Source organism: Streptomyces deccanensis, assembly GCF_022385335.1.
Taxonomy (GTDB): domain Bacteria; phylum Actinomycetota; class Actinomycetes; order Streptomycetales; family Streptomycetaceae; genus Streptomyces; species Streptomyces deccanensis.
In genome coordinates, this window is record NZ_CP092431.1 from 5,820,525 (window position 1) to 5,837,639 (window position 17,115).

Annotated in this window: 18 protein-coding genes, 1 tRNA gene and 1 pseudogene; 14 read left to right on the forward strand and 6 right to left on the reverse strand. The window is 70.0% G+C overall.

Features of this window, described 5'->3' with window-relative positions; genetic code table 11:
- The first annotated feature begins 110 nt into the window (after positions 1-110).
- From L3078_RS26005 to L3078_RS26045, 9 genes and pseudogenes are all read left to right on the forward strand, one after another.
- Positions 111-458: an SCO3933 family regulatory protein gene (locus L3078_RS26005; protein WP_060880825.1), complete on the forward strand. Its 348-nt coding sequence runs from the start codon at positions 111-113 to the stop codon at positions 456-458.
- Between the two features lie 5 nt (positions 459-463).
- A complete protein-coding gene (locus tag L3078_RS26010; RefSeq protein ID WP_239756357.1) occupies positions 464-1,831 on the forward strand; it encodes an FtsK/SpoIIIE domain-containing protein in 1,368 nt (455 codons plus the stop codon).
- 86 nt (positions 1,832-1,917) lie between these two features.
- Positions 1,918-2,667, forward strand: coding sequence for a DUF2637 domain-containing protein (locus tag L3078_RS26015; RefSeq protein ID WP_239756358.1), 750 nt, complete (start codon positions 1,918-1,920; stop codon positions 2,665-2,667).
- 14 nt (positions 2,668-2,681) lie between these two features.
- Positions 2,682-2,861 (forward strand): mobile element transfer protein, encoded by a 180-nt coding sequence (locus tag L3078_RS26020; protein WP_037728579.1) that lies wholly within the window; start codon positions 2,682-2,684, stop codon positions 2,859-2,861.
- Positions 2,862-2,881: 20 nt separating this feature from the next.
- Complete coding sequence (locus L3078_RS26025; RefSeq protein WP_097249362.1) at positions 2,882-3,037, forward strand: hypothetical protein; 156 nt, start codon at positions 2,882-2,884, stop codon at positions 3,035-3,037.
- A gap of 19 nt (positions 3,038-3,056) precedes the next feature.
- Positions 3,057-3,365, forward strand: coding sequence for a SpdD-like protein (locus tag L3078_RS26030; RefSeq protein ID WP_239756359.1), 309 nt, complete (start codon positions 3,057-3,059; stop codon positions 3,363-3,365).
- Between the two features lie 106 nt (positions 3,366-3,471).
- A pseudogene (locus tag L3078_RS26035) lies at positions 3,472-4,820 on the forward strand (replication initiator).
- Positions 4,813-4,995 carry a helix-turn-helix domain-containing protein gene (locus tag L3078_RS26040; protein ID WP_239756360.1) on the forward strand — a complete coding sequence of 61 codons (183 nt, stop codon included), beginning with the start codon at positions 4,813-4,815 and terminating at the stop codon, positions 4,993-4,995. The pseudogene L3078_RS26035 and the gene L3078_RS26040 overlap by 8 nt, the downstream one beginning before the upstream one ends.
- Positions 4,995-6,164 (forward strand): site-specific integrase, encoded by a 1,170-nt coding sequence (locus L3078_RS26045; protein ID WP_239756361.1) that lies wholly within the window; start codon positions 4,995-4,997, stop codon positions 6,162-6,164. The genes L3078_RS26040 and L3078_RS26045 overlap by 1 nt, the downstream gene beginning before the upstream one ends.
- 105 nt (positions 6,165-6,269) lie before the next feature.
- Here L3078_RS26045 and L3078_RS26050 read toward each other — a convergent pair.
- The 3 genes from L3078_RS26050 to L3078_RS26060 form a co-directional block, all read right to left on the reverse strand.
- Positions 6,270-6,343, reverse strand: a tRNA-Pro gene (locus L3078_RS26050).
- 29 nt (positions 6,344-6,372) lie between these two features.
- A complete protein-coding gene (locus L3078_RS26055) occupies positions 6,373-7,206 on the reverse strand; it encodes a Pr6Pr family membrane protein (RefSeq protein ID WP_239756362.1) in 834 nt (277 codons plus the stop codon).
- A gap of 130 nt (positions 7,207-7,336) precedes the next feature.
- Entirely contained in the window at positions 7,337-8,266 is a 930-nt protein-coding gene (locus L3078_RS26060) for a metallophosphoesterase (RefSeq protein WP_239756363.1), read from the reverse strand.
- A gap of 186 nt (positions 8,267-8,452) precedes the next feature.
- Here L3078_RS26060 and L3078_RS26065 point away from each other — a divergent pair, with 186 nt between their 5' ends.
- A complete protein-coding gene (locus L3078_RS26065; protein WP_033524585.1) occupies positions 8,453-8,920 on the forward strand; it encodes a GatB/YqeY domain-containing protein in 468 nt (155 codons plus the stop codon).
- Positions 8,921-9,500: 580 nt separating this feature from the next.
- On the opposite strand, the gene L3078_RS26070 is transcribed toward L3078_RS26065, so the two are convergent.
- Positions 9,501-11,822 (reverse strand): transglycosylase domain-containing protein, encoded by a 2,322-nt coding sequence (locus L3078_RS26070; protein ID WP_239756364.1) that lies wholly within the window; start codon positions 11,820-11,822, stop codon positions 9,501-9,503.
- A 532-nt stretch (positions 11,823-12,354) separates the two neighbouring features.
- On the opposite strand from L3078_RS26070, the gene wblA reads away from it, so the two are divergent.
- The gene (gene wblA, locus L3078_RS26075; RefSeq protein ID WP_033524587.1) at positions 12,355-12,693 is read left to right on the forward strand and encodes a transcriptional regulator WblA; all 339 of its coding nucleotides are present in this window, start codon (positions 12,355-12,357) and stop codon (positions 12,691-12,693) included.
- A 153-nt stretch (positions 12,694-12,846) separates the two neighbouring features.
- Here wblA and bagB read toward each other — a convergent pair whose 3' ends face one another.
- Entirely contained in the window at positions 12,847-14,292 is a 1,446-nt protein-coding gene (bagB, locus tag L3078_RS26080; RefSeq protein ID WP_239756365.1) for an ATPase BagB, read from the reverse strand.
- A complete protein-coding gene (gene bagA / locus L3078_RS26085) occupies positions 14,289-15,266 on the reverse strand; it encodes an ATPase BagA (protein WP_275593169.1) in 978 nt (325 codons plus the stop codon). Before bagA ends, bagB begins: the two co-directional genes overlap by 4 nt.
- 151 nt (positions 15,267-15,417) lie before the next feature.
- Between bagA and L3078_RS26095 the strand changes: the two genes are divergently transcribed.
- From L3078_RS26095 to L3078_RS26105, 3 genes are read left to right on the forward strand one after another with little or no spacing between them, the layout of a single operon-like run.
- Positions 15,418-15,576 carry a Sp36 family protein gene (locus L3078_RS26095; protein WP_086785308.1) on the forward strand — a complete coding sequence of 53 codons (159 nt, stop codon included), beginning with the start codon at positions 15,418-15,420 and terminating at the stop codon, positions 15,574-15,576.
- Positions 15,573-16,040 (forward strand): RidA family protein, encoded by a 468-nt coding sequence (locus tag L3078_RS26100; protein WP_239756366.1) that lies wholly within the window; start codon positions 15,573-15,575, stop codon positions 16,038-16,040. Before L3078_RS26095 ends, L3078_RS26100 begins: the two co-directional genes overlap by 4 nt.
- A gap of 60 nt (positions 16,041-16,100) precedes the next feature.
- Positions 16,101-16,970 (forward strand): NUDIX hydrolase, encoded by an 870-nt coding sequence (locus L3078_RS26105; RefSeq protein ID WP_239756367.1) that lies wholly within the window; start codon positions 16,101-16,103, stop codon positions 16,968-16,970.
- Positions 16,971-17,115: the final 145 nt, after the last annotated feature.

Sequence of the window (17,115 nt, forward strand, 5' to 3'; positions counted from 1 at the left end):
GCGTCAACCCCCCTAGACAGTTCGGGTGGGTTAGCCCCTTGCTGTCTAGGGGGGTATCCAGACCGGTTCGGCGTCGAGGAAGGCGCCACCAACCAAGTGAGGTTCAAAGAATGCGTGTCATCCCCGTCGATACTTCCGCCGCGACGCTGCTGGTCACCAAGCTGCCCGAGACCAAGGTCAAGGACCGCCAGACCGGTGAGATCGCCATGGACCCGGTGACCAACGCCCGGCTCATGGTGCTGGAGCTGGTGTTCATCGCGTCGGGCGGTTCCGACATGATCAAGGTGACGGTGCCTGAGCCGGGCATCGGTGAGGGTCTGGTCATGGGCGCCCCGGTCGTCCTGTCCGGCCTGGTGGCCCGGCCCTGGGAGAGCGAGTTCGGCGGCCGCGCCCGCCACGGCATCGCCTACCGGGCCGACGCCGTCATGGTCAACGCTCCGGCTTCGGTGCAGGGCTGAACGCCATGACCGATTCCGTCTGGACACTGATCCTGGTGCTGCTGGCACTGGCCGCGCTGCTCATAATGCGTCGACGGACGCCGGTCCTGTTCTGGTGGCTCATCGGGTACCCGGTCATCGCCCTGCGCGTGCTCACCTCGTACCGGGCGACCATGGACGCCTGCGGCCTGACGGTTCCGGCTTCGGCCGTCCGTCGGGCCACGGCCCGGATGATCGGGCGGGAAGCGGCCCCGGTGCCGCCCCGGCGGTCGCTTCCACGTCCTACCGGGTCCGGCCTCGTGATGCAGTTGCGCATGGCGGCCGGGCAGGCGCCCGAAGACTTCACCGCCTCGGCCGACCGGCTACGGCATGCCTGGGGTGCGCACGCCGTGCACATCCGCCCCACCAAGCCGGGACGGCTCGAACTGCGCCTGATCGGCTGGGACGTGCTCTCCGACGTACGCCCTGCCCGCCGCTGGCGGGGGAGTGGACCGCTCACCCTCCCGCTGGCGCTGCGTGAAGACGGGCACTGGCACGTACGGGACTTCCGCACCGTGCCGCACGAACTGATCCTCGGTGCCACGCAGTCCGGCAAGTCCGTGTACCTGCGCAACCTGCTGTGCGGACTGGCCCGGCAACCGGTCGCCCTCGTCGGCATCGACTGCAAGTGGGGTGTCGAACTGGCGCCGTTCGCGCCCCGGCTGTCGGCCCTCGCCGACACCTCGGACCGTGCGAACGACATCCTTGACGCTCTGCTGGAGGAGATGGAGGCGCGGTTCCGGCTTATTGGCCTGTCGAGCGTGGCCGGTCCTGACGCCGTGCTCACCTCCGACGTGTGGGGGCTGCCGGACGAAGTGCGGCCGGTGCCGGTCGTGGTCGTCGTCGACGAGGTCGCGGAACTCTTCCTCGCCGCGAGCCGCGACGACGAGAAACGACGCGACGCCATGGTCACCAAGCTCATCCGCCTCGCCCAGCTCGGCCGCGCGGCCGGCATCTACCTGGAAGTCTGCGGGCAGCGCTTCGGCTCCGAACTCGGCAAGGGCGCCACCATGCTCCGCGCTCAGCTCACCGGCCGTGTCTGTCACCGCGTCAACGACGAGACTTCGGCGAACATGGCGCTCGCTGACATCGCCCCCGAAGCGGCCTTGGCCGCCACGTCCATCCCGGCCGAACGCCCCGGCATCGCGGTTGTCGGCGACGCCTCCGGCGGCTGGTCCCGCGTCCGCTCTCCCCACCTCACTCTCGACGAAGCAGCGGCAATCTGCCGCGACACCTCCGGCCTCGTCCCGGACCTGCCCCGGCTCGCCGCCTTCCGGCCCGCCGTCGCGGCGACGCCCATCGAGTCGACGCCGTCCCCCGCTACCGCACCCGCCGCACGGCCGGTCGCCGAGTAGCCGCACTGCACCTCCCCGGTCGGCGTGACCGCCTCACGCCAAGGTCCCTACCCCTCCCATGCCGAAAACCGGAAGGAGACGAGCCGATGCGCGCCCAACTGGCCCGCCTGGACGCTGTGATCATCCAAGCCGTCATCGCGGGCGCCCTGTCCTTCTCCCACCTCCACGACCTCGCCGAAGCGGCCGGGCAAGGCGGCTGGAAGGCATGGGCCTACCCCATCAGCGTTGACCTCCTCCTGGTCGCCGCCTGGCGGAAGATGCGCGAACAACAGCGGGACGGACAACCGGCCGGGGCCCCACGCCTGTGGTTCCTCGTCGCCCTCGCCGCATCCCTCGGCGCCAACGTCGCCACCGCCGGACTCCTTGACCTCGACCACGTCCCCGCCTGGCTCCGCGTCGTCGTCGCGGGCTGGCCGGCCGTCGCCTTCTTCGGCGGGACGCTCCTCGCCCACACCCCCAACCACCCCCAGGAAGCACCAGCGGCCCCGACCTCGTCGACGAGAGGCCCGCACGACGAACCGCCCTCCGCTCCGGCCGCTGTCGACATGGCAGACCGAGACGCGCTCCCGGAACCGTCGACAGTCCCGGCCCCCACGCCCGCCCCTGAGCCCACAACCAAGGAACCGGCCACAACGGCCGAACCGGTTGACCCCACCCTCGACCGCGCCCCGACACCCGTACCCGCCGTCGCGCTGCCTCCCGCCCTCGTCGACCGCGTCCGCGTCCTGGCCGACGAACACCACTCGGCCACCGGCCACCCGCCCGACCCCGACGCCGTACGCGCCCGACTCGGCCTGCCCCCGTCCATGACGGCATCCGTCGCCGCCCACCTCTGACGAAGGGACCCGCCATGAATCGCCGCTTCCGCAACGTCCGCCGTATCGGCCCCGTGAACGTCGCCTCCTTCGTCGAGCGCGGCAAGAACCGCCACCTGGCCGCCTGCACCGCGCCCCGCTGCGACTTCTCCGCCGAGTACGACTCCCGCGCCGCCGCCGAACTCGCCGCCCGCACCCACCGTTGCTCGCCCTGACCCGACAGGAGACCAACCCTATGGACGTACCGCTCTGGCTCGCCCTGCTCTGCGTCGGGGTCCTGGGCGTCAAGCTCATCCGCCCGCCCTGGTGGCTCATCGCCGTGCTGCTCCTCGGCGGCTACCTCATCGCAGACAGCCTCCTCGCCCCCGTCATCAACTCCCTCGTCAAGTAACCGAGAAGGAGACCCGCTCATGTTCCAGCCGAAGATCCCGACCATGCCTCAGCCGACGGGCCTGGTCACCTCGCCCGCAGTCGTCGAGCCGGCCACCGTCACCTCCGCCGCCCATGTCCCGCAGCTGGCTCCCGCCGCCGCTCCGGCCCCCTCCCGGCCCGCTATCCAGCTCACCCCCGGGACCGCACTCGCCCTCGTCGGCGGCGGTACCGCCGTGGTCCTGGTCGTCGGCGCGGTCCTCGTCTCCATGCTCCTCGCCGTCGCCGTCACGGCCACCTCGACCGCGGTCTGTGCCGTCGTCATCCGCTCGCTCCTCACCCGCCGCTGACTCAACGGCTCCACCTGCGTTCAGCCTGCCCACGCTGTCTAGCCCCCTGGACGGTGTGGGCGGTGGGCGCGCATAACCCTCGTCACCTGGCAGGAGGAACCCGCATATGCACCCCCCGGCTCCCCTCGGAGCCATCCGCCACCTGGCCTCCCTCGCCCGATACGGCGACCTCGGCGCCTACGCACGACAGATCCAGCGCCTCGGCGGCTGCGAGCGGCCCGTACGGATGGAGGGTCACCGGCTCGACGTCCACGCCGCCACGGGCGAGATTGTCCGGGAGATCACCGACTCGGACCTTCCGGCCGGACAGCTCCTCATCCGCTGCAACAACCGCCGGGCCACCCGGTGCGCCACCTGTGCCGAGAGGTGTACCGCAAGGACACGTTCCACCTCGTCACGGCCGGACTGAGCGGCGGCAAGGGCATCGGCCCCGCCGTCGCCCAACACCCCCGCGTCTTCGCCACCTTCACCGCCCCCTCCTTCGGCCCCGTGCACAACCGCCCCGGCGGCGGCCGGTGCCGCTGCGGCCGACTCCACTCCGACGACGACCCCGCACTCGGCACACCCCTCGACCCCGACCGCTACGACTACCGCGCCGCCGTCCTCTGGAACGCCCACGCCGGAGCCCTCTGGGCCCGCTTCACCACCTACCTGCGCCAACAACTCGCCGCCCGCGCGGGCCTCACCCGCTCGGAACTCCGCGACAGCCTCAAGGTCTCGTACGCCAAGGTCGCCGAGTACCAGCAACGCGGCGCCGTCCACTTCCACGCCGTCATCCGCCTCGACGGCCCCGAGGGCGCCGAAGACACCCCACCCGCCTGGGCCACGACCGAACTCCTCACCGACGCAATCCGCACGGCGGCCCGCCTCGCCGAGACCCCTGGGCCGGTCCTCGACGGACACACCTACGCCTTCTGCTTCGGCAAACAGCTCGACATCCGCCCCATTCGCTCAGCCGACTTCGCGGGTACCTCAGAACTCTCCAGCCGCGCCGTCGCCTCGTACATCGCGAAGTACGCGACCAAGGGCGCCGAAACGGCCGGCACCCTCGACCGCCCCATTCGCAACCCGATCACCGACCTGATCGGCTCCGGCGTCACCGACCACGCCCGACAGCTCATCCTCACCTGCTGGCACCTCGGCGCACGCCCGGAACTCGAAGAGCTGCGCCTGCGCAAGTGGGCCCACATGCTCGGCTTCCGCGGCCACTTCTCCACCAAGTCCCGCGCTTACTCCGTCACCCTCGGCGCCCTCCGTCAGGAACGCGCCGACCACAACGAAGCCCTCACCCGCGCACGCGCTGCCGAAGCAGGCCACCCGCTCCCCGACCCGGACACGGTTCTCGTCCTCTCGCACTGGCGGTTCGCCGGCACTGGCCTCACTGATGCGGAAGCCCTCTTCGCGTCTTCACGTCCCATTTCCCTCGACGTACAAGGAGATCCCGACCATGCGTGATGACGAACTCCTCACCGTCGCTGAGGTGATGGCCCGTCTGAGACTCGGGCGGTCCAAGGTGTACGACCTCATCCGTACGCGTCGGCTCCCCTCGGTGACCATCGGCCGGTGTCGGCGTATCCCTGCCTCCGCTCTGGGCGCTTTCATCGAGGGACAGATGGAGCGTGCGGCCTGATGTCCAAGCGTCGAAGCCGTGGTGACGGCGGCCTGCACTGGGACGAGAAGCGGCACCGGTGGATCGCTACGGCGAACCTCGGTTTCGATCCGAGCGGCAAGCGGATCGTCAAGCGGGGGAGTGGCAAGACCAAGACTGAGGCGAAGAACAAGCTCAAGGAGGTGTTGCGGGACCATGAGGACGGTCTCGCGATCGCGCCCACCAACTACACGGTCAAGGACGCCGTGACGGACTGGCTCACGTACGGCCTAGTGGACGTCGACCCCAGCACGGTCGAGACCTGCACGTTCCTGAGCCAGAAGCACGTCATCCCGTCGCTCGGGGCCCGCAAGCTCCGTGACCTCAGCGCGGAGGACGTAGACCGCTGGCTTGCCACCAAGGCGAAGACCCTCAGCACGCGTACCCTCCAGTCGCTCCACTCTTGCCTGAACCGCGCGGTCAAACGGGCCATGGCGCGAGACAAGGTGAAGCGCAACGTCGTCGAACTCTGCTCGGTCCCCCAGGGGCAGGCGGGACGTCCGTCCAAGGCGCTCACCTTCGCTCAGGCAGAGGCTGTGCTCAAGGGCGCCGAAGGAACCTCGATGTACGCGTACATCGTCCTCGCCCTGTTGACCGGTGCCCGCACCGAGGAGCTGCGGGCCCTCACCTGGGATCACGTCTTCCTGAAAGGACGTCCCGAAGCCAACCCGCCGCAGCCTCCGCACATCGCCGTATGGCGCTCGGTCCGGCGGACCGGGGACACCAAGACCCGGAAGTCCCGGCGCACGCTCGCCCTGCCGGCGCGCTGCGTCGAAGCCCTCTGGCAGCAATTCGAAGATCAGGGCTGGGACCGGCTCGCCGCTGACGAGAAGTGGGAGGAACACGGACTCGTCTTCTCCTCGGCCGTCGGCAAGCCCCTCGACGCGGCCAACGTCCGCCGCGCCTTCCGCCAGGCGCTCAAGGGCATCGACGGGGTCAACGCCGACGAGTGGACACCTCGGGAGCTCCGGCACAGCTTCGTGTCCCTGCTCTCCGACCGGGGCGTCCCGCTGGAGGAGATCTCGCGGCTCGTCGGGCACTCAGGTACCGCCGTCACCGAGGAGGTCTACCGTAAGCAGATCCGGCCCGTGATCCAGACTGGCGCCGTGGTCATGGACGGCATCTTTGGAGCCGCCTCGCCGGCGTCGTAGGCACGCGGCAAGCACTCACGGATCGATAGTCACGCAGTTAGTCACGCAGTAACGTCAGAGGCTCCTAGGAAATTTCCTAGGAGCCTCTGACCTGCTACTTAGCTGTCGGGGTGGCGGGATTTGAACCCACGACCTCTTCGTCCCGAACGAAGCGCGCTGCCAAGCTGCGCTACACCCCGATTGTCGCTGCTTGTCGCGGCGACGTCGTTTACTTTAGCCCACCGGTGGCCGGAGACGAAATCCGGTTTTCGGGGTGGCGGTCAGGGCGGTCGGGGCGTCCTCGGCGGGGGTGTACCGGGTCGGGGCGGAGGTGGTCGACGACGACGATGAGGAGGGCGACGGCGCAGAAGGCGAGGCCCAGGAGGAGGGTGTTGCCGAGGGCGCCCCTGTAGCCGTGGCGGTCGACGTCCAGGAACGGGTAGAGGTACGGGGCCGGCCAGTCGGTGGTCACCAGGGCCGCACGGCCGAGCGTGCACGCCAGGTACACCATCGGGTAGAGCAGCCAGGACGCCGCCTGGATCAGGCGCGGCGGGGACGGGCGGGTCAGCAGCAGCCAGTCTGCCACCACCGCGAGCGGGACCACCGTGTGGAAGGCGAGGTTGGTCAGGGCCAGCCAGCCGGTGGGGGTGACCGGGGAGCCCGTCGACGTCATCGTCATGGAGAACGTCACCGGGTCGTTCGCCAGGAGCACGTGGTACACCGACGCCGTGATCACGGCGTAGAGGACCGTGCCGCCCGTCACCGCGGAGGGCAGGGGGCGGCGGGCCGACCAGTCGCGGCGGGCCGAGGCGGCGAAGACCAGCGCGACCAGGACCGTGCTCTGGACCGCGAAGTGGCTGAGCGCGCGCAGCGGGCTGCCCAGCACCATCTCGGTCACCACGGCCGCGGCCGCCGCCAGTGCGACCAGGGCGCGGTACGTCCCCGCGAGGGGGCGTCGTGACGGTGCCACCACAGCCGTCGCGGGGACGACGGACGTCACCGGAGCGGGCATGCCCGAGATCGCGGGCAGGTCGGGGATGTCCCTGGGTATCGGTGCGGTCATGCGCTCACGCTAAGTCGACCGGACCAAACGGGCTATCCGGGGCGATCCGTACGGGTGGCGTCAGGTGCGGAGGTGTTCGGCACGTCAGGCCCCGACCGGCGGTCCCTTTGCTGTGCGACTCAGGCCCGGCCTACCCCTCCCGTCCCACCAACGTCAGCAGCGAAGCCTCCGGCGGACACGCGAACCTCACCGGGGTGTAGCGGTTCGTGCCGCAGCCGGCGGAGACGTGCATGTAGGCGGTGTGTCCGTCGGCCGTGTGGGTGGAGAGACCCTTGACGCGGTCCGTGTCGAGATCGCAGTTGGTGACGAGGGCGCCGTAGAAGGGGACGCAGAGCTGTCCGCCGTGGGTGTGGCCGGCGAGGATGAGGGGGTATCCGTCGGCGGTGAAGGCGTCGAGGCTGCGGAGGTAGGGGGCGTGGACGACGCCGAGGGAGAGGTCGGCGGAGTCCGACGGACCACCGGCCACCCGCGCGTACCGGTCCCGCTTGATGTGCGGGTCGTCCAGGCCGGTCAGCTCGACCGACATGCCCTCGATCTTCAGCGTGCCGCGGGTGTTGGTGAGGTTGAGCCAGCCCGCCCCGTCGAAGCCGTCCCGCAGGTCCTCCCACGGGTTGTGGATGGCGCCCACCACCGGCTTGTTGCCGTTCAGACCGTGTCGGCCCTGGACCTTCTCCAGGAGGTAGCGCGCGGGGTTGCGCAGCTTAGGGCCGTAGTAGTCGTTGGAGCCGAAGACGTAGGCGCCGGGGAACTCCATCAGCGGGCCCAGCGCGTCCAGCACCTCGGGGACGCCCTCGGGGTCGGAGAGGTTGTCCCCGGTGTTGATCACGAAGTCGGGGCGCAGCCCGGCCAGGGACCGCAGCCAACGCTGCTTCTTGCGCTGCCCGCTCACCATGTGGATGTCGGACACCTGGAGTATGCGCAGCGGCCGCATGCCCGGTGGCAGCACCGGCACCGTCACCCGCCGCAGTCGGAAGGAGCGGGCCTCGAAACCCGCCGCGTACACCACACCGGCGGCACCGACCGCCGCGATCCCCAGAGGTACTCCGTATCGCGCTCGCATGTGTCCATCGTGTCAGACACCGCCGAGCCCGAGCGCCCGCCTGTGGATAACCTCGCCCACCACCGCCGAGTGTCACCGATCGTCAACTCGCCCTGTGGACAACCCACTCCGGCTACCGCACCCGATCCGCACACACCAGCGAAAACGAGGCGCGCTTCTCGCGCCACACCTGCGACAATCGACGCCATGACCACGCTCAAGTCGAAGCTGCAGGAAGACCTCAACGCCGCCATCAAGGAGCGCGACGAGCTCCGCTCCTCGACGCTCCGGCTGACCCTCACCGCGATCACGAAGGAAGAGGTCGCGGGCAAGGAGAAGCGTGAGCTCTCCGACGACGAGGTGCTCAAGGTGATCACCAAGGAGGCGAAGAAGCGCCGTGAGGCCGCCGAGGCCTTCGCCCAGGGTGGTCGGACCGAGTCGGCCGAGCGGGAGAAGGCGGAGGGCGAGCTGCTCGCCGAGTACCTGCCCAAGCAGCTGTCCGACGAGGAGCTGCGGCAGATCGTCGTCCAAGCCGTCGAGGAGGTGCGGGCCGCCGGTGCCGAAGGGCCGCGCGCGATGGGCCAGGTCATGAAGATCGTCAACCCGAAGGTGGCCGGGCTCGCCGAGGGCGGCCGCGTCGCCGCCATCGTCAAGCAGCAGCTCGCGGGCGGCTGATCACCTTACCGGCTCACGCCGGCCCGCCGGTTACAACGGTCGGGCCCGCCGACATCCCGTCGGGCCCGCCGGGTCTGCTAACTCCCGCCCGCCTCACCGGCGTCCGTCGCTTCTTCCGGCGCCTGCTCGGCCTTCCGGCGTTCGCCCAATCCTCCGGCGTCCGCTCGACCCTCCAGCGTCCGCCCGACCCACCGGCGCTCGGTCGGCCCCACCCGGCCCTCTGGCTCAGGCTGACCGCCCGGGCCACCAGCCTGCTCCGGTCGACCGCCCGGGCCACCAGCCTGCTCCGGTCGACCGCCCGGGCCACCAGCCTGCTCCGGTCGACCGCCCGGGCCACCAGCCTGCTCCGGTCGACCGCCCGGCCCACCGGCCCCCTCCGGCCGACCCCCTCAGCCCACCGGAACCGTGGGCAGCGCCCCCGCCCACCCGGCCCGGCCCAAGGCGCTTCCTCCAGCCCACCCCACACACACGACAGCGGTGGGTGCGCCCCTTCCTCAGGGACGCCCCCACCGCCGTTTCTGCCTACCCGTTCACCACCACGGCCGTCAGCTGACCCCAGCCTCAGTCCGCGTGCGCCCCGTCACCCGAAGCCGCCGTTGCCGTTCCCGTTGTTCCCGGCGTTGGACTGACCCTGGACCCAGTTCTCCGGGATGCTGAAACCCGGGTTGGGGAACGTCGTCCCGCCGTCGGTGCCGCCGGTGAAGCCGTCGTCGTCGCCGCGGCCGTCACCGTTGCCGTTGTCGTCGCCGTTCCCGTTCCCGTTTCCGTTGCCGTTCCCATTGCCGTTGTCGTCGTCCCCGCGGTCGCGGTCCGGCCGCTCGTCGGGGATGAAGACGCGGTTGAAGTCGGGGGTCGGCTTGCCCTCCAGCGCGCCGGACATCATGTCGCGCCAGATCGGACCGGGGACTCGGCCACCGAAGACCTTGGCGTACCGTTCGCCGCCGATGGTGATGTTCACCATGCGGCGCTTGTGCGCGGGGTCGCCGACCCAGACCGCACCGGCCATGTTCGGGGTGTAGCCCACGAACCAGGCCGCGTACCGGAAGTCGGTCGTACCGGTCTTACCGGCGCTGGGGCGGCTGCTGCCGAGGCCGGCCTCCCTGCCCGTACCGTCCTCGACCACGCCCTCCAGCAGGGTGTTGATCGTGTCGGCCGTCTTCTCCGACATGGCACGCGAACACGTCGACTTCGGAACCTCCAGCGACTTCGACTTGTCCCCGATCCGCTGGGTGATCGAATCGATGGCGACCGGCGTGCAGTACATGCCGCGCACGGCGAAGGTGGCGTACGCGTTCGCCATGGTCAGCGGGGACATCTCCTGCGTGCCGAGCGCGATCGACGGGGCCTGGTCGATCTTGCGGCCGTCGGCCCGCTCCACACCCATCTGCTTGGCCATCTTCGTCACCGGGCAGATGCCGATGTCCGCGATCATCTGCACGAAGTAGGTGTTGACCGACAGCGCGGTCGCCTTCTCCATCGAGTACGGGCCGACCTCGCTCGCGCTCTCGTTCTCGAGCTTCGCGGCGCTGCTGCCGGTGCCGTTGCGCCAGGTGCCGCCGTCGCAGGTGGAGATCGGGCTCGGGTACGCCATCTGGTACGGCGCGGAGTAGATCTTCCCCGGGGACATGCCGTCCTCGATGGCCGCCGCGGCGACGATCGGCTTGAACGTCGAACCGGGCTGGTAGCCCGCTCCGCCACCCATCGACTCGTCGACCGAGAGGTTGATCGACGTCTCGTTCTTCTTGGTGTCGAGGCCGTACGGCCTCGACTGGCCCATGGCGAGGATCTTGCCGGTGCCGGGCTCCACGATCGTGGCGGCGGTGGCGACCTCGTCCTTCTGGTAGACGTGCTTCTTGATGGAGGCCTGGACCGACTTCTGGGCCTTCGGGTCCATCGTCGTCTGGATCGTCAGACCGCCCTGGTTCCAGATCTTGGCCCGCTTCTCCTTGGTCTTGCCGAAGATCGGGTCGTTGAGGAAGATCTCGCGGACGTAGTCGCAGAAGAAGCCCGCGCCCTTCACGGCGGTGATGCAGCCGTTCTTCGGCTTGCTGATGTCGAGGCCGAGCGGCTTCTCCTTGGCCTTGTCGGCGTCCGTCTGCGAGATGTCGCCGACATCGGCCATGCGCTGCAGCACGGTGTTGCGCCGCTTGGTGGCCTCCTGCGGGTCGTTCACCGGGTCGTACCGGCTGGGCGACTGCACGATGCCGGCGAGGAGCGCGGCCTCCTCGACGTCCAGGTCCTTGGCGGACTTGGAGAAGTAGCGCTGGGAGGCGGCCTCGACGCCGTAGGCCTGCTGGCCGAAGAACGTGATGTTCAGGTAGTTCTCGAGGATCTTCTTCTTGCTGAGTTCCTCCTCGAGCTGGATCGCCTTCTTCAGCTCGTTGATCTTCCGGCCGAGGGTCTGCTGGGTGGCCTGGGCGACCAGCGTCGGGTCGTCACCGGCCTCCTCCACCGCCACGTTCTTCACCAGCTGCTGCGTCAGCGTGGACGCGCCCTGGGCGACGCCGCCCTCCCGCGCGTTGCGGTTCAGCGCGCGCAGGACGCCCTTCAGGTCGACCGCGCCGTGCTGGTAGAACCGGGCGTCCTCGATGGCGATGATCGCCTGCTGCATGTACGGCGAGATCTCCTTGAGATCGACCACCGTACGGTCGCGGCTGTACACCGTGGCGATCGAGTCGCCCTTGCTGTCGAGGATCGTCGTGCGCTGGCTCAGCGGTGGCTGCTTGAGGTTGGCGGGGAGCTCGTCGAACCCCTCGACGGACCCCTTGGCCGCCAGCCCCAGGGCGCCGACCGCGGGCAGCGCGATGCCCGCCATGACGGCACCGGCGAGCACGCTGACACCTAGGAACTTGGCGGCCTGCTGCGTGGCGGACAGACCACCACCCGAGCGCTTGTTTGGCATGGAGGCAGCCTAATCCGTACCGATGACCGTTCCGAAGGAGCAGGTGGGTCCGGCGGGGTACGGGTGCCGGATCGTGACATCTGTTCCCACGACGCGGCCGACGCCGGGGCGCGAAGAGAACATGAGCGGTTGTCTACGTTCTCATTCGCCGGACACGCGCGCAGGCGTTGGCCTAAGCTGCTCTCAACTGTCACAGCCACAGGCCCTTGTATCAAGTACGTCCAGCGAGCCCGAATCGTTCTGACGTTCTTCCGATTTTTTTCCGGTGCCGTGTCCGAATCCACCTCGTGTGTCATTCGGTGTCCGTTGTGACGCATGTCAACTGTCCCGCTATGACGGGATAGTCACGTATGTCCTCAGGTCACTCCCGCGGGTGATCTGCCGCTTACGCATAGTCCGTTCGGGCCATTCAAGATTGGGCCCGAAGGGGGTGTTGCGCTGTGCCCACCTTCCGTAACGTCCTCAACTGGCGGCGGTGAATATGCCGCTGCCGCCGTGGGGGAGCCTCGATTCGGGAGAGGACGGCGCCGGTATGGGCTGGGTAACCGACTGGAGTGCGCAGGCTGCCTGCCGCACTACCGATCCGGATGAACTGTTCGTTCAAGGAGCAGCGCAGAACAGGGCCAAGGCGGTGTGCACCGGATGCCCGGTGCGGACGGAGTGCCTGGCGGACGCGTTGGACAACCGCGTCGAGTTCGGCGTGTGGGGAGGAATGACGGAGCGCGAGCGCCGCGCACTGCTGCGCAGGCGACCCACTGTCACTTCATGGCGCCGGCTCCTGGAGACCGCGCGCACGGAGTACGAGCGTGGCGCGGGGATTCTGCCGCTCGACGACGACGAGATGTACGAGAACTACGCGGCGGTGAGCTGAGGGCGAGGCCCCTTCCGGGTCACGTCGGTCGAGGGCGCCCTTGAGGTGTCGGCGCGTCGGGCAGGTGTGCCGGCTCTCGGGTGCCCCGAGACATGGATCGGCTTTCGGGCCACGGACGGCTCAACGGCCTTCCGTCACTCGGGCGGTCACCAGTCAGTCGTCGGAGGTGGGCAGTTCCGGCCTTATGGCCGCGAGCCGGTCCCCGATGTCCCGCAGACCCGCCAGGTCGTGGACATCGCCGGGGAGCGCGGCCACTTCGGCCACGGCCACCTCGGGATGAAGTGCGGTGAAGCGGTCACGCGTGCGCTGCTCGCGCGAGAGCAGACGCATCCGCTCGGCATGCAGCCTCAGCAGGTCGGCCGTGAGTTGTTCCACCGTCAGATCCGGGGCGGGGGAGCCGTCCTGGGATCCGGTCGTTGCGGGAGAGTCCGAACTGGCCGGACTGGCTGGAGTGTCCGAAGTCACTGGACTGGCTGGACTGTCCGAACCGACTGGACTGGCTGGGCTGGCTGAACTGTCGTACGTGTCGGGAGAGTTACGAACTGCTTTCCCGTCCATCTGATCCACAATGCGGGGGTCGTCAAGATTTTCCGCGGCGGCGAGCGCGCGCTCGGCGGACAGCTGGGCCGCGCCGCTGCCATGGACACGGTTGAGTACCAGCCCCGCCAGCGGCATGTCCTCGGCCGCCAACCGCTCCACGAAGTACGCCGCCTCACGCAGCGCGTCCCGCTCCGGCGCCGCCACCACCAGGAAGGCCGTGCCGGGCGCCTGGAGCAGCTTGTACGTGGCGTCGGCACGCGTACGGAAGCCGCCGAACATGGAATCCATGGCGGCCACGAACGTCTGCACGTCCTTGAGCAGTTGGCCGCCGAGCAGCTTGCCCAGGACGCCCGTCATCATCGACATGCCGACGTTCAGGAACTTCATCCCGGCCCGCCCGCCGACCTTCGCGGGTGCCAGCAGCAGCCGGATCAGCTTGCCGTCGAGGAACGAGCCCAGCCGCTTCGGCGCGTCCAGGAAGTCCAGCGCCGAACGGGACGGCGGGGTGTCGACGATGATCAGGTCCCACTCGTCACGGGCCCGGAGCTGGCCCAGCTTCTCCATCGCCATGTACTCCTGCGTGCCCGCGAAGCCCGCCGAGAGCGACTGGTAGAAGGGGTTGTTCAGGATCGCGGACGCCCGGTCGGGGTCCGCGTGCGCCTCGACGATCTCGTCGAAGGTGCGCTTCATGTCGAGCATCATGGCGTGCAGTTCGCCGTCCCCGTCGACGCCCTTCACCCGGCGCGGGGTGTTGTCCAGCGAGTCGATGCCCATCGACTGGGCGAGCCGCCTGGCCGGGTCGATGGTCAGCACGACCACCTTGCGGCCGCGCTCGGCGGCCCGCAGCCCGAGCGCCGCCGCCGTGGTCGTCTTGCCCACACCGCCGGCGCCGCAGCACACCACGATGCGGGTGCCCGGGTCGTCCAGCAGGGGATCGACGGCCAGGGGCCGGGTCGAGTGGATCACGCGATGTCCGTCGGGCGCCTGGGACGGCGCGTGGGTGGGGTCCGATGCGTGGGCGTGCGCCGCGTCGCGTGCGGCGGCCGGGTCCGGAGTCATGAGATCCCTTGCTGACGCAGTTCCGTGGCGAGTTCGTACAGGCCCGCGAGGTCCATGCCCTCGGCGAGCAGCGGCAGTTCGTGCAGCGGCAGGCCCAGCTCGGCCAGGACGCCCCGCTGTTCGTGCTCCAGCGTGTACCGCTCGGCGTACTCCTCGGCCTGGGCGAGCAGCGGCTCCACCAGCCGCTCGGCGTTGCCGCCGCGCCGCGCGCCGCCGAGGCCCGCAGTGGACAGGGACTTGGCGACGGCCGTACGCGGCACCGCGCGCGCGAACTCCAGCTCCTCGGCGTCCAGCACCTCGGGCCGCACCATGTTGACGATGATCCGTCCCACCGGCAGCTTCGCGGCCCGCAGCTCGGCGATGCCGTCCGCCGTCTCCTGGACGGGCATCTCCTCCAGGAGCGTCACCAGATGCACGGCCGTCTCGGGCGACTTCAGGACGCGCATCACCGCCTGTGCCTGATTGTGTATCGGGCCGATCTTCGCGAGACCCGCCACCTCGTCGTTGACGTTCAGGAAGCGGGTGATGCGCCCGGTGGGCGGCGCGTCCATGACCACGTAGTCGTACGTGAACCGCCCGCTCTTCTCCTTGCGGCGCACCGCCTCGCAGGCCTTGCCCGTCAGCAGCACGTCCCGGAGACCGGGCGCGATGGTGGTCGCGAAGTCGATGGCGCCGAGCTTCTTCAGCGCCCGGCCGGCCCCGCCGAGCTTGTAGAACATCTGGAGGTAGTCCAACAGGGCCAGTTCGGGGTCGATGGCCAGCGCGTACACCTCCCCGCCCCCGGGGGCCACCGCGATCTTCCGCTCCTCGTACGGCAGTGCCTCCGCCTCGAAGAGCTGTGCGATGCCCTGTCTGCCCTCGACCTCGACCAGGAGGGTGCGCTTCCCCTCGGTCGCGAGGGCGAGCGCGAGTGCGGCGGCGACCGTGGTCTTTCCGGTCCCGCCCTTGCCACTGACGACCTGGAGCCTGCTCACGTATTCGAGCCTAACCAGTCCGCACGCGGCATACGCGGGAGGCTGTGGACAACTTGTGCCCCAGCCGTCTGTCGGCCCCCGCGCGACCCGTGCCCGGACGGCGACGGAACCCGTGCCGGACGCCGGCCGGGCAGCGGATAAAGTCGGCCACATGACCAAGTGGGAATACGCAACCGTGCCGCTGCTCGTCCACGCCACGAAGCAGATTCTGGACACCTGGGGCGAGGACGGCTGGGAGCTCGTCCAGGTCGTGCCCGGGCCGAACAACCCCGAGCAGCTGGTGGCCTACCTGAAGCGGCCCAAGCCGTGAGCGCCGTCGAGGCGAAGCTCGCGGAACTCGGGCTGAGGCTGCCCGAGGTCGTCCCGCCGCTCGCCGCCTACCAGCCGGCCGTGCGCAGCGGGGTGTACGTCTACACCGCCGGGCAGCTGCCCATGGTGGACGGCAAGCTGCCCGTCACCGGCAAGGTCGGCGCCGAGGTCACCCCCGAGGAGGCCAAGGAACTCGCCCGTACCTGCGCGCTGAACGCCCTCGCCGCCGTCAAGTCGGTGGCGGGCGACCTGGACCGCGTCGCGCGCGTGGTGAAGGTCGTCGGCTTCGTGGCCTCGGCCTCCGACTTCACCGGCCAGCCCGCCGTGCTGAACGGCGCGAGTGAACTCCTGGGTGCCGTCTTCGGCGACAAGGGTGTCCACGCGCGCAGCGCCGTCGGCGTGGCGGTCCTGCCGCTGGACGCGCCGGTCGAGGTGGAGCTCCAGGTGGAGCTGACCACCGCGTAGCCCCGCCAGGATCGCGGAGGCTCACTCGAACATCAGCCCGTGACGAGTTAGCCTCCGCCCATGGCAAACGGGCAGTGGTACCCAGCCGAGTGGCCGGACCGTATCCGCGCACTGGCGGCCGGCACGCTGACACCGGCGATCCCCAGGCGGGCCGCCACCGTCATGCTGCTCAAGGACACGGCCGACACTCCGGTCGTGCACATGCTGCGCAGACGCGCCTCCATGGCCTTCGCCGGGGGCGCGTACGCGTATCCGGGCGGCGGCGTGGACCCGCGCGACGACGACCGGCACATCCGCTGGGCGGGCCCCACGCGCGCGTGGTGGGCGTCCCGGCTCGGCGTCGACGAGAACGACGCGCAGGCGATCGTCTGCGCGGCCGTCCGGGAGACGTACGAGGAGGCGGGCGTCCTGCTCGCCGGGTCCAGCCCCGACACCGTGATCGACGACACCACGGGCGACGACTGGGAGGCCGACCGCGCGGCGGTGGCCGCGAGGGAGCTGTCCTTCGCCGAGTTCCTGGAGCGCCGGGGACTGGTCCTGCGCTCCGATCTCCTCGGCGCCTGGGCGCGCTGGATCACCCCCGAGTTCGAGGCCCGCCGCTACGACACCTGGTTCTTCGTGGCGGCCCTCCCCCAGGGCCAGCGCACCCGCAACGCCTCCACGGAGGCCGACCGCACGGTGTGGATCCGCCCCCGGGACGCGGCGGACGGCTATGACAAGGGCGAGCTGATGATGATGCCGCCCACCATCGCGACCCTGCGCGGACTCGCGGAGTACGACTCGGCCGCCGCCGCGCTCGCCGCCGCACCCGCACGCGACCTGACACCTGTCCTCGCCCGGGCCCGCCTGGAGAACGACGACGTGGTCCTCTCCTGGCCGGGCCACGACGAGTTCACCAAGCGTGTTCCGGCCGCCGGAGACCCCACATGACCGTGGCGACAGCCCTCCCGCAGACGATGGCCCTCCCGTCGGCGACAGCCCTCCCGGGCCGCTCGGGCGCCAGGCCACCCGGGCCTCCGCCCATGTGCCCCGCAGCGCCGCGCGGCCGCCGGGACGCCGTACCGGCACGCGACCG

Bases quoted from the DNA above. Each gene is read 5' to 3' on its own strand.
- L3078_RS26045 (WP_239756361.1), top strand. From the start codon at position 4,995: ATGTCCAAGCGTCGAAGCCGTGGTGACGGCGGCCTGCACTGGGACGAG.
- L3078_RS26060 (WP_239756363.1), bottom strand. From the start codon at position 8,266: ATGCGAGCGCGATACGGAGTACCTCTGGGGATCGCGGCGGTCGGTGCC.
- L3078_RS26005 (WP_060880825.1), top strand. From the start codon at position 111: ATGCGTGTCATCCCCGTCGATACTTCCGCCGCGACGCTGCTGGTCACC.
- L3078_RS26055 (WP_239756362.1), bottom strand. From the start codon at position 7,206: ATGACCGCACCGATACCCAGGGACATCCCCGACCTGCCCGCGATCTCG.
- L3078_RS26020 (WP_037728579.1), top strand. From the start codon at position 2,682: ATGAATCGCCGCTTCCGCAACGTCCGCCGTATCGGCCCCGTGAACGTC.
- L3078_RS26015 (WP_239756358.1), top strand. From the start codon at position 1,918: ATGCGCGCCCAACTGGCCCGCCTGGACGCTGTGATCATCCAAGCCGTC.
- bagB (WP_239756365.1), bottom strand. From the start codon at position 14,292: ATGACTCCGGACCCGGCCGCCGCACGCGACGCGGCGCACGCCCACGCA.
- L3078_RS26065 (WP_033524585.1), top strand. From the start codon at position 8,453: ATGACCACGCTCAAGTCGAAGCTGCAGGAAGACCTCAACGCCGCCATC.
- L3078_RS26095 (WP_086785308.1), top strand. From the start codon at position 15,418: ATGACCAAGTGGGAATACGCAACCGTGCCGCTGCTCGTCCACGCCACG.
- L3078_RS26105 (WP_239756367.1), top strand. From the start codon at position 16,101: ATGGCAAACGGGCAGTGGTACCCAGCCGAGTGGCCGGACCGTATCCGC.
- L3078_RS26040 (WP_239756360.1), top strand. From the start codon at position 4,813: ATGCGTGATGACGAACTCCTCACCGTCGCTGAGGTGATGGCCCGTCTG.
- L3078_RS26010 (WP_239756357.1), top strand. From the start codon at position 464: ATGACCGATTCCGTCTGGACACTGATCCTGGTGCTGCTGGCACTGGCC.
- L3078_RS26025 (WP_097249362.1), top strand. From the start codon at position 2,882: ATGGACGTACCGCTCTGGCTCGCCCTGCTCTGCGTCGGGGTCCTGGGC.
- L3078_RS26070 (WP_239756364.1), bottom strand. From the start codon at position 11,822: ATGCCAAACAAGCGCTCGGGTGGTGGTCTGTCCGCCACGCAGCAGGCC.
- wblA (WP_033524587.1), top strand. From the start codon at position 12,355: ATGGGCTGGGTAACCGACTGGAGTGCGCAGGCTGCCTGCCGCACTACC.
- L3078_RS26030 (WP_239756359.1), top strand. From the start codon at position 3,057: ATGTTCCAGCCGAAGATCCCGACCATGCCTCAGCCGACGGGCCTGGTC.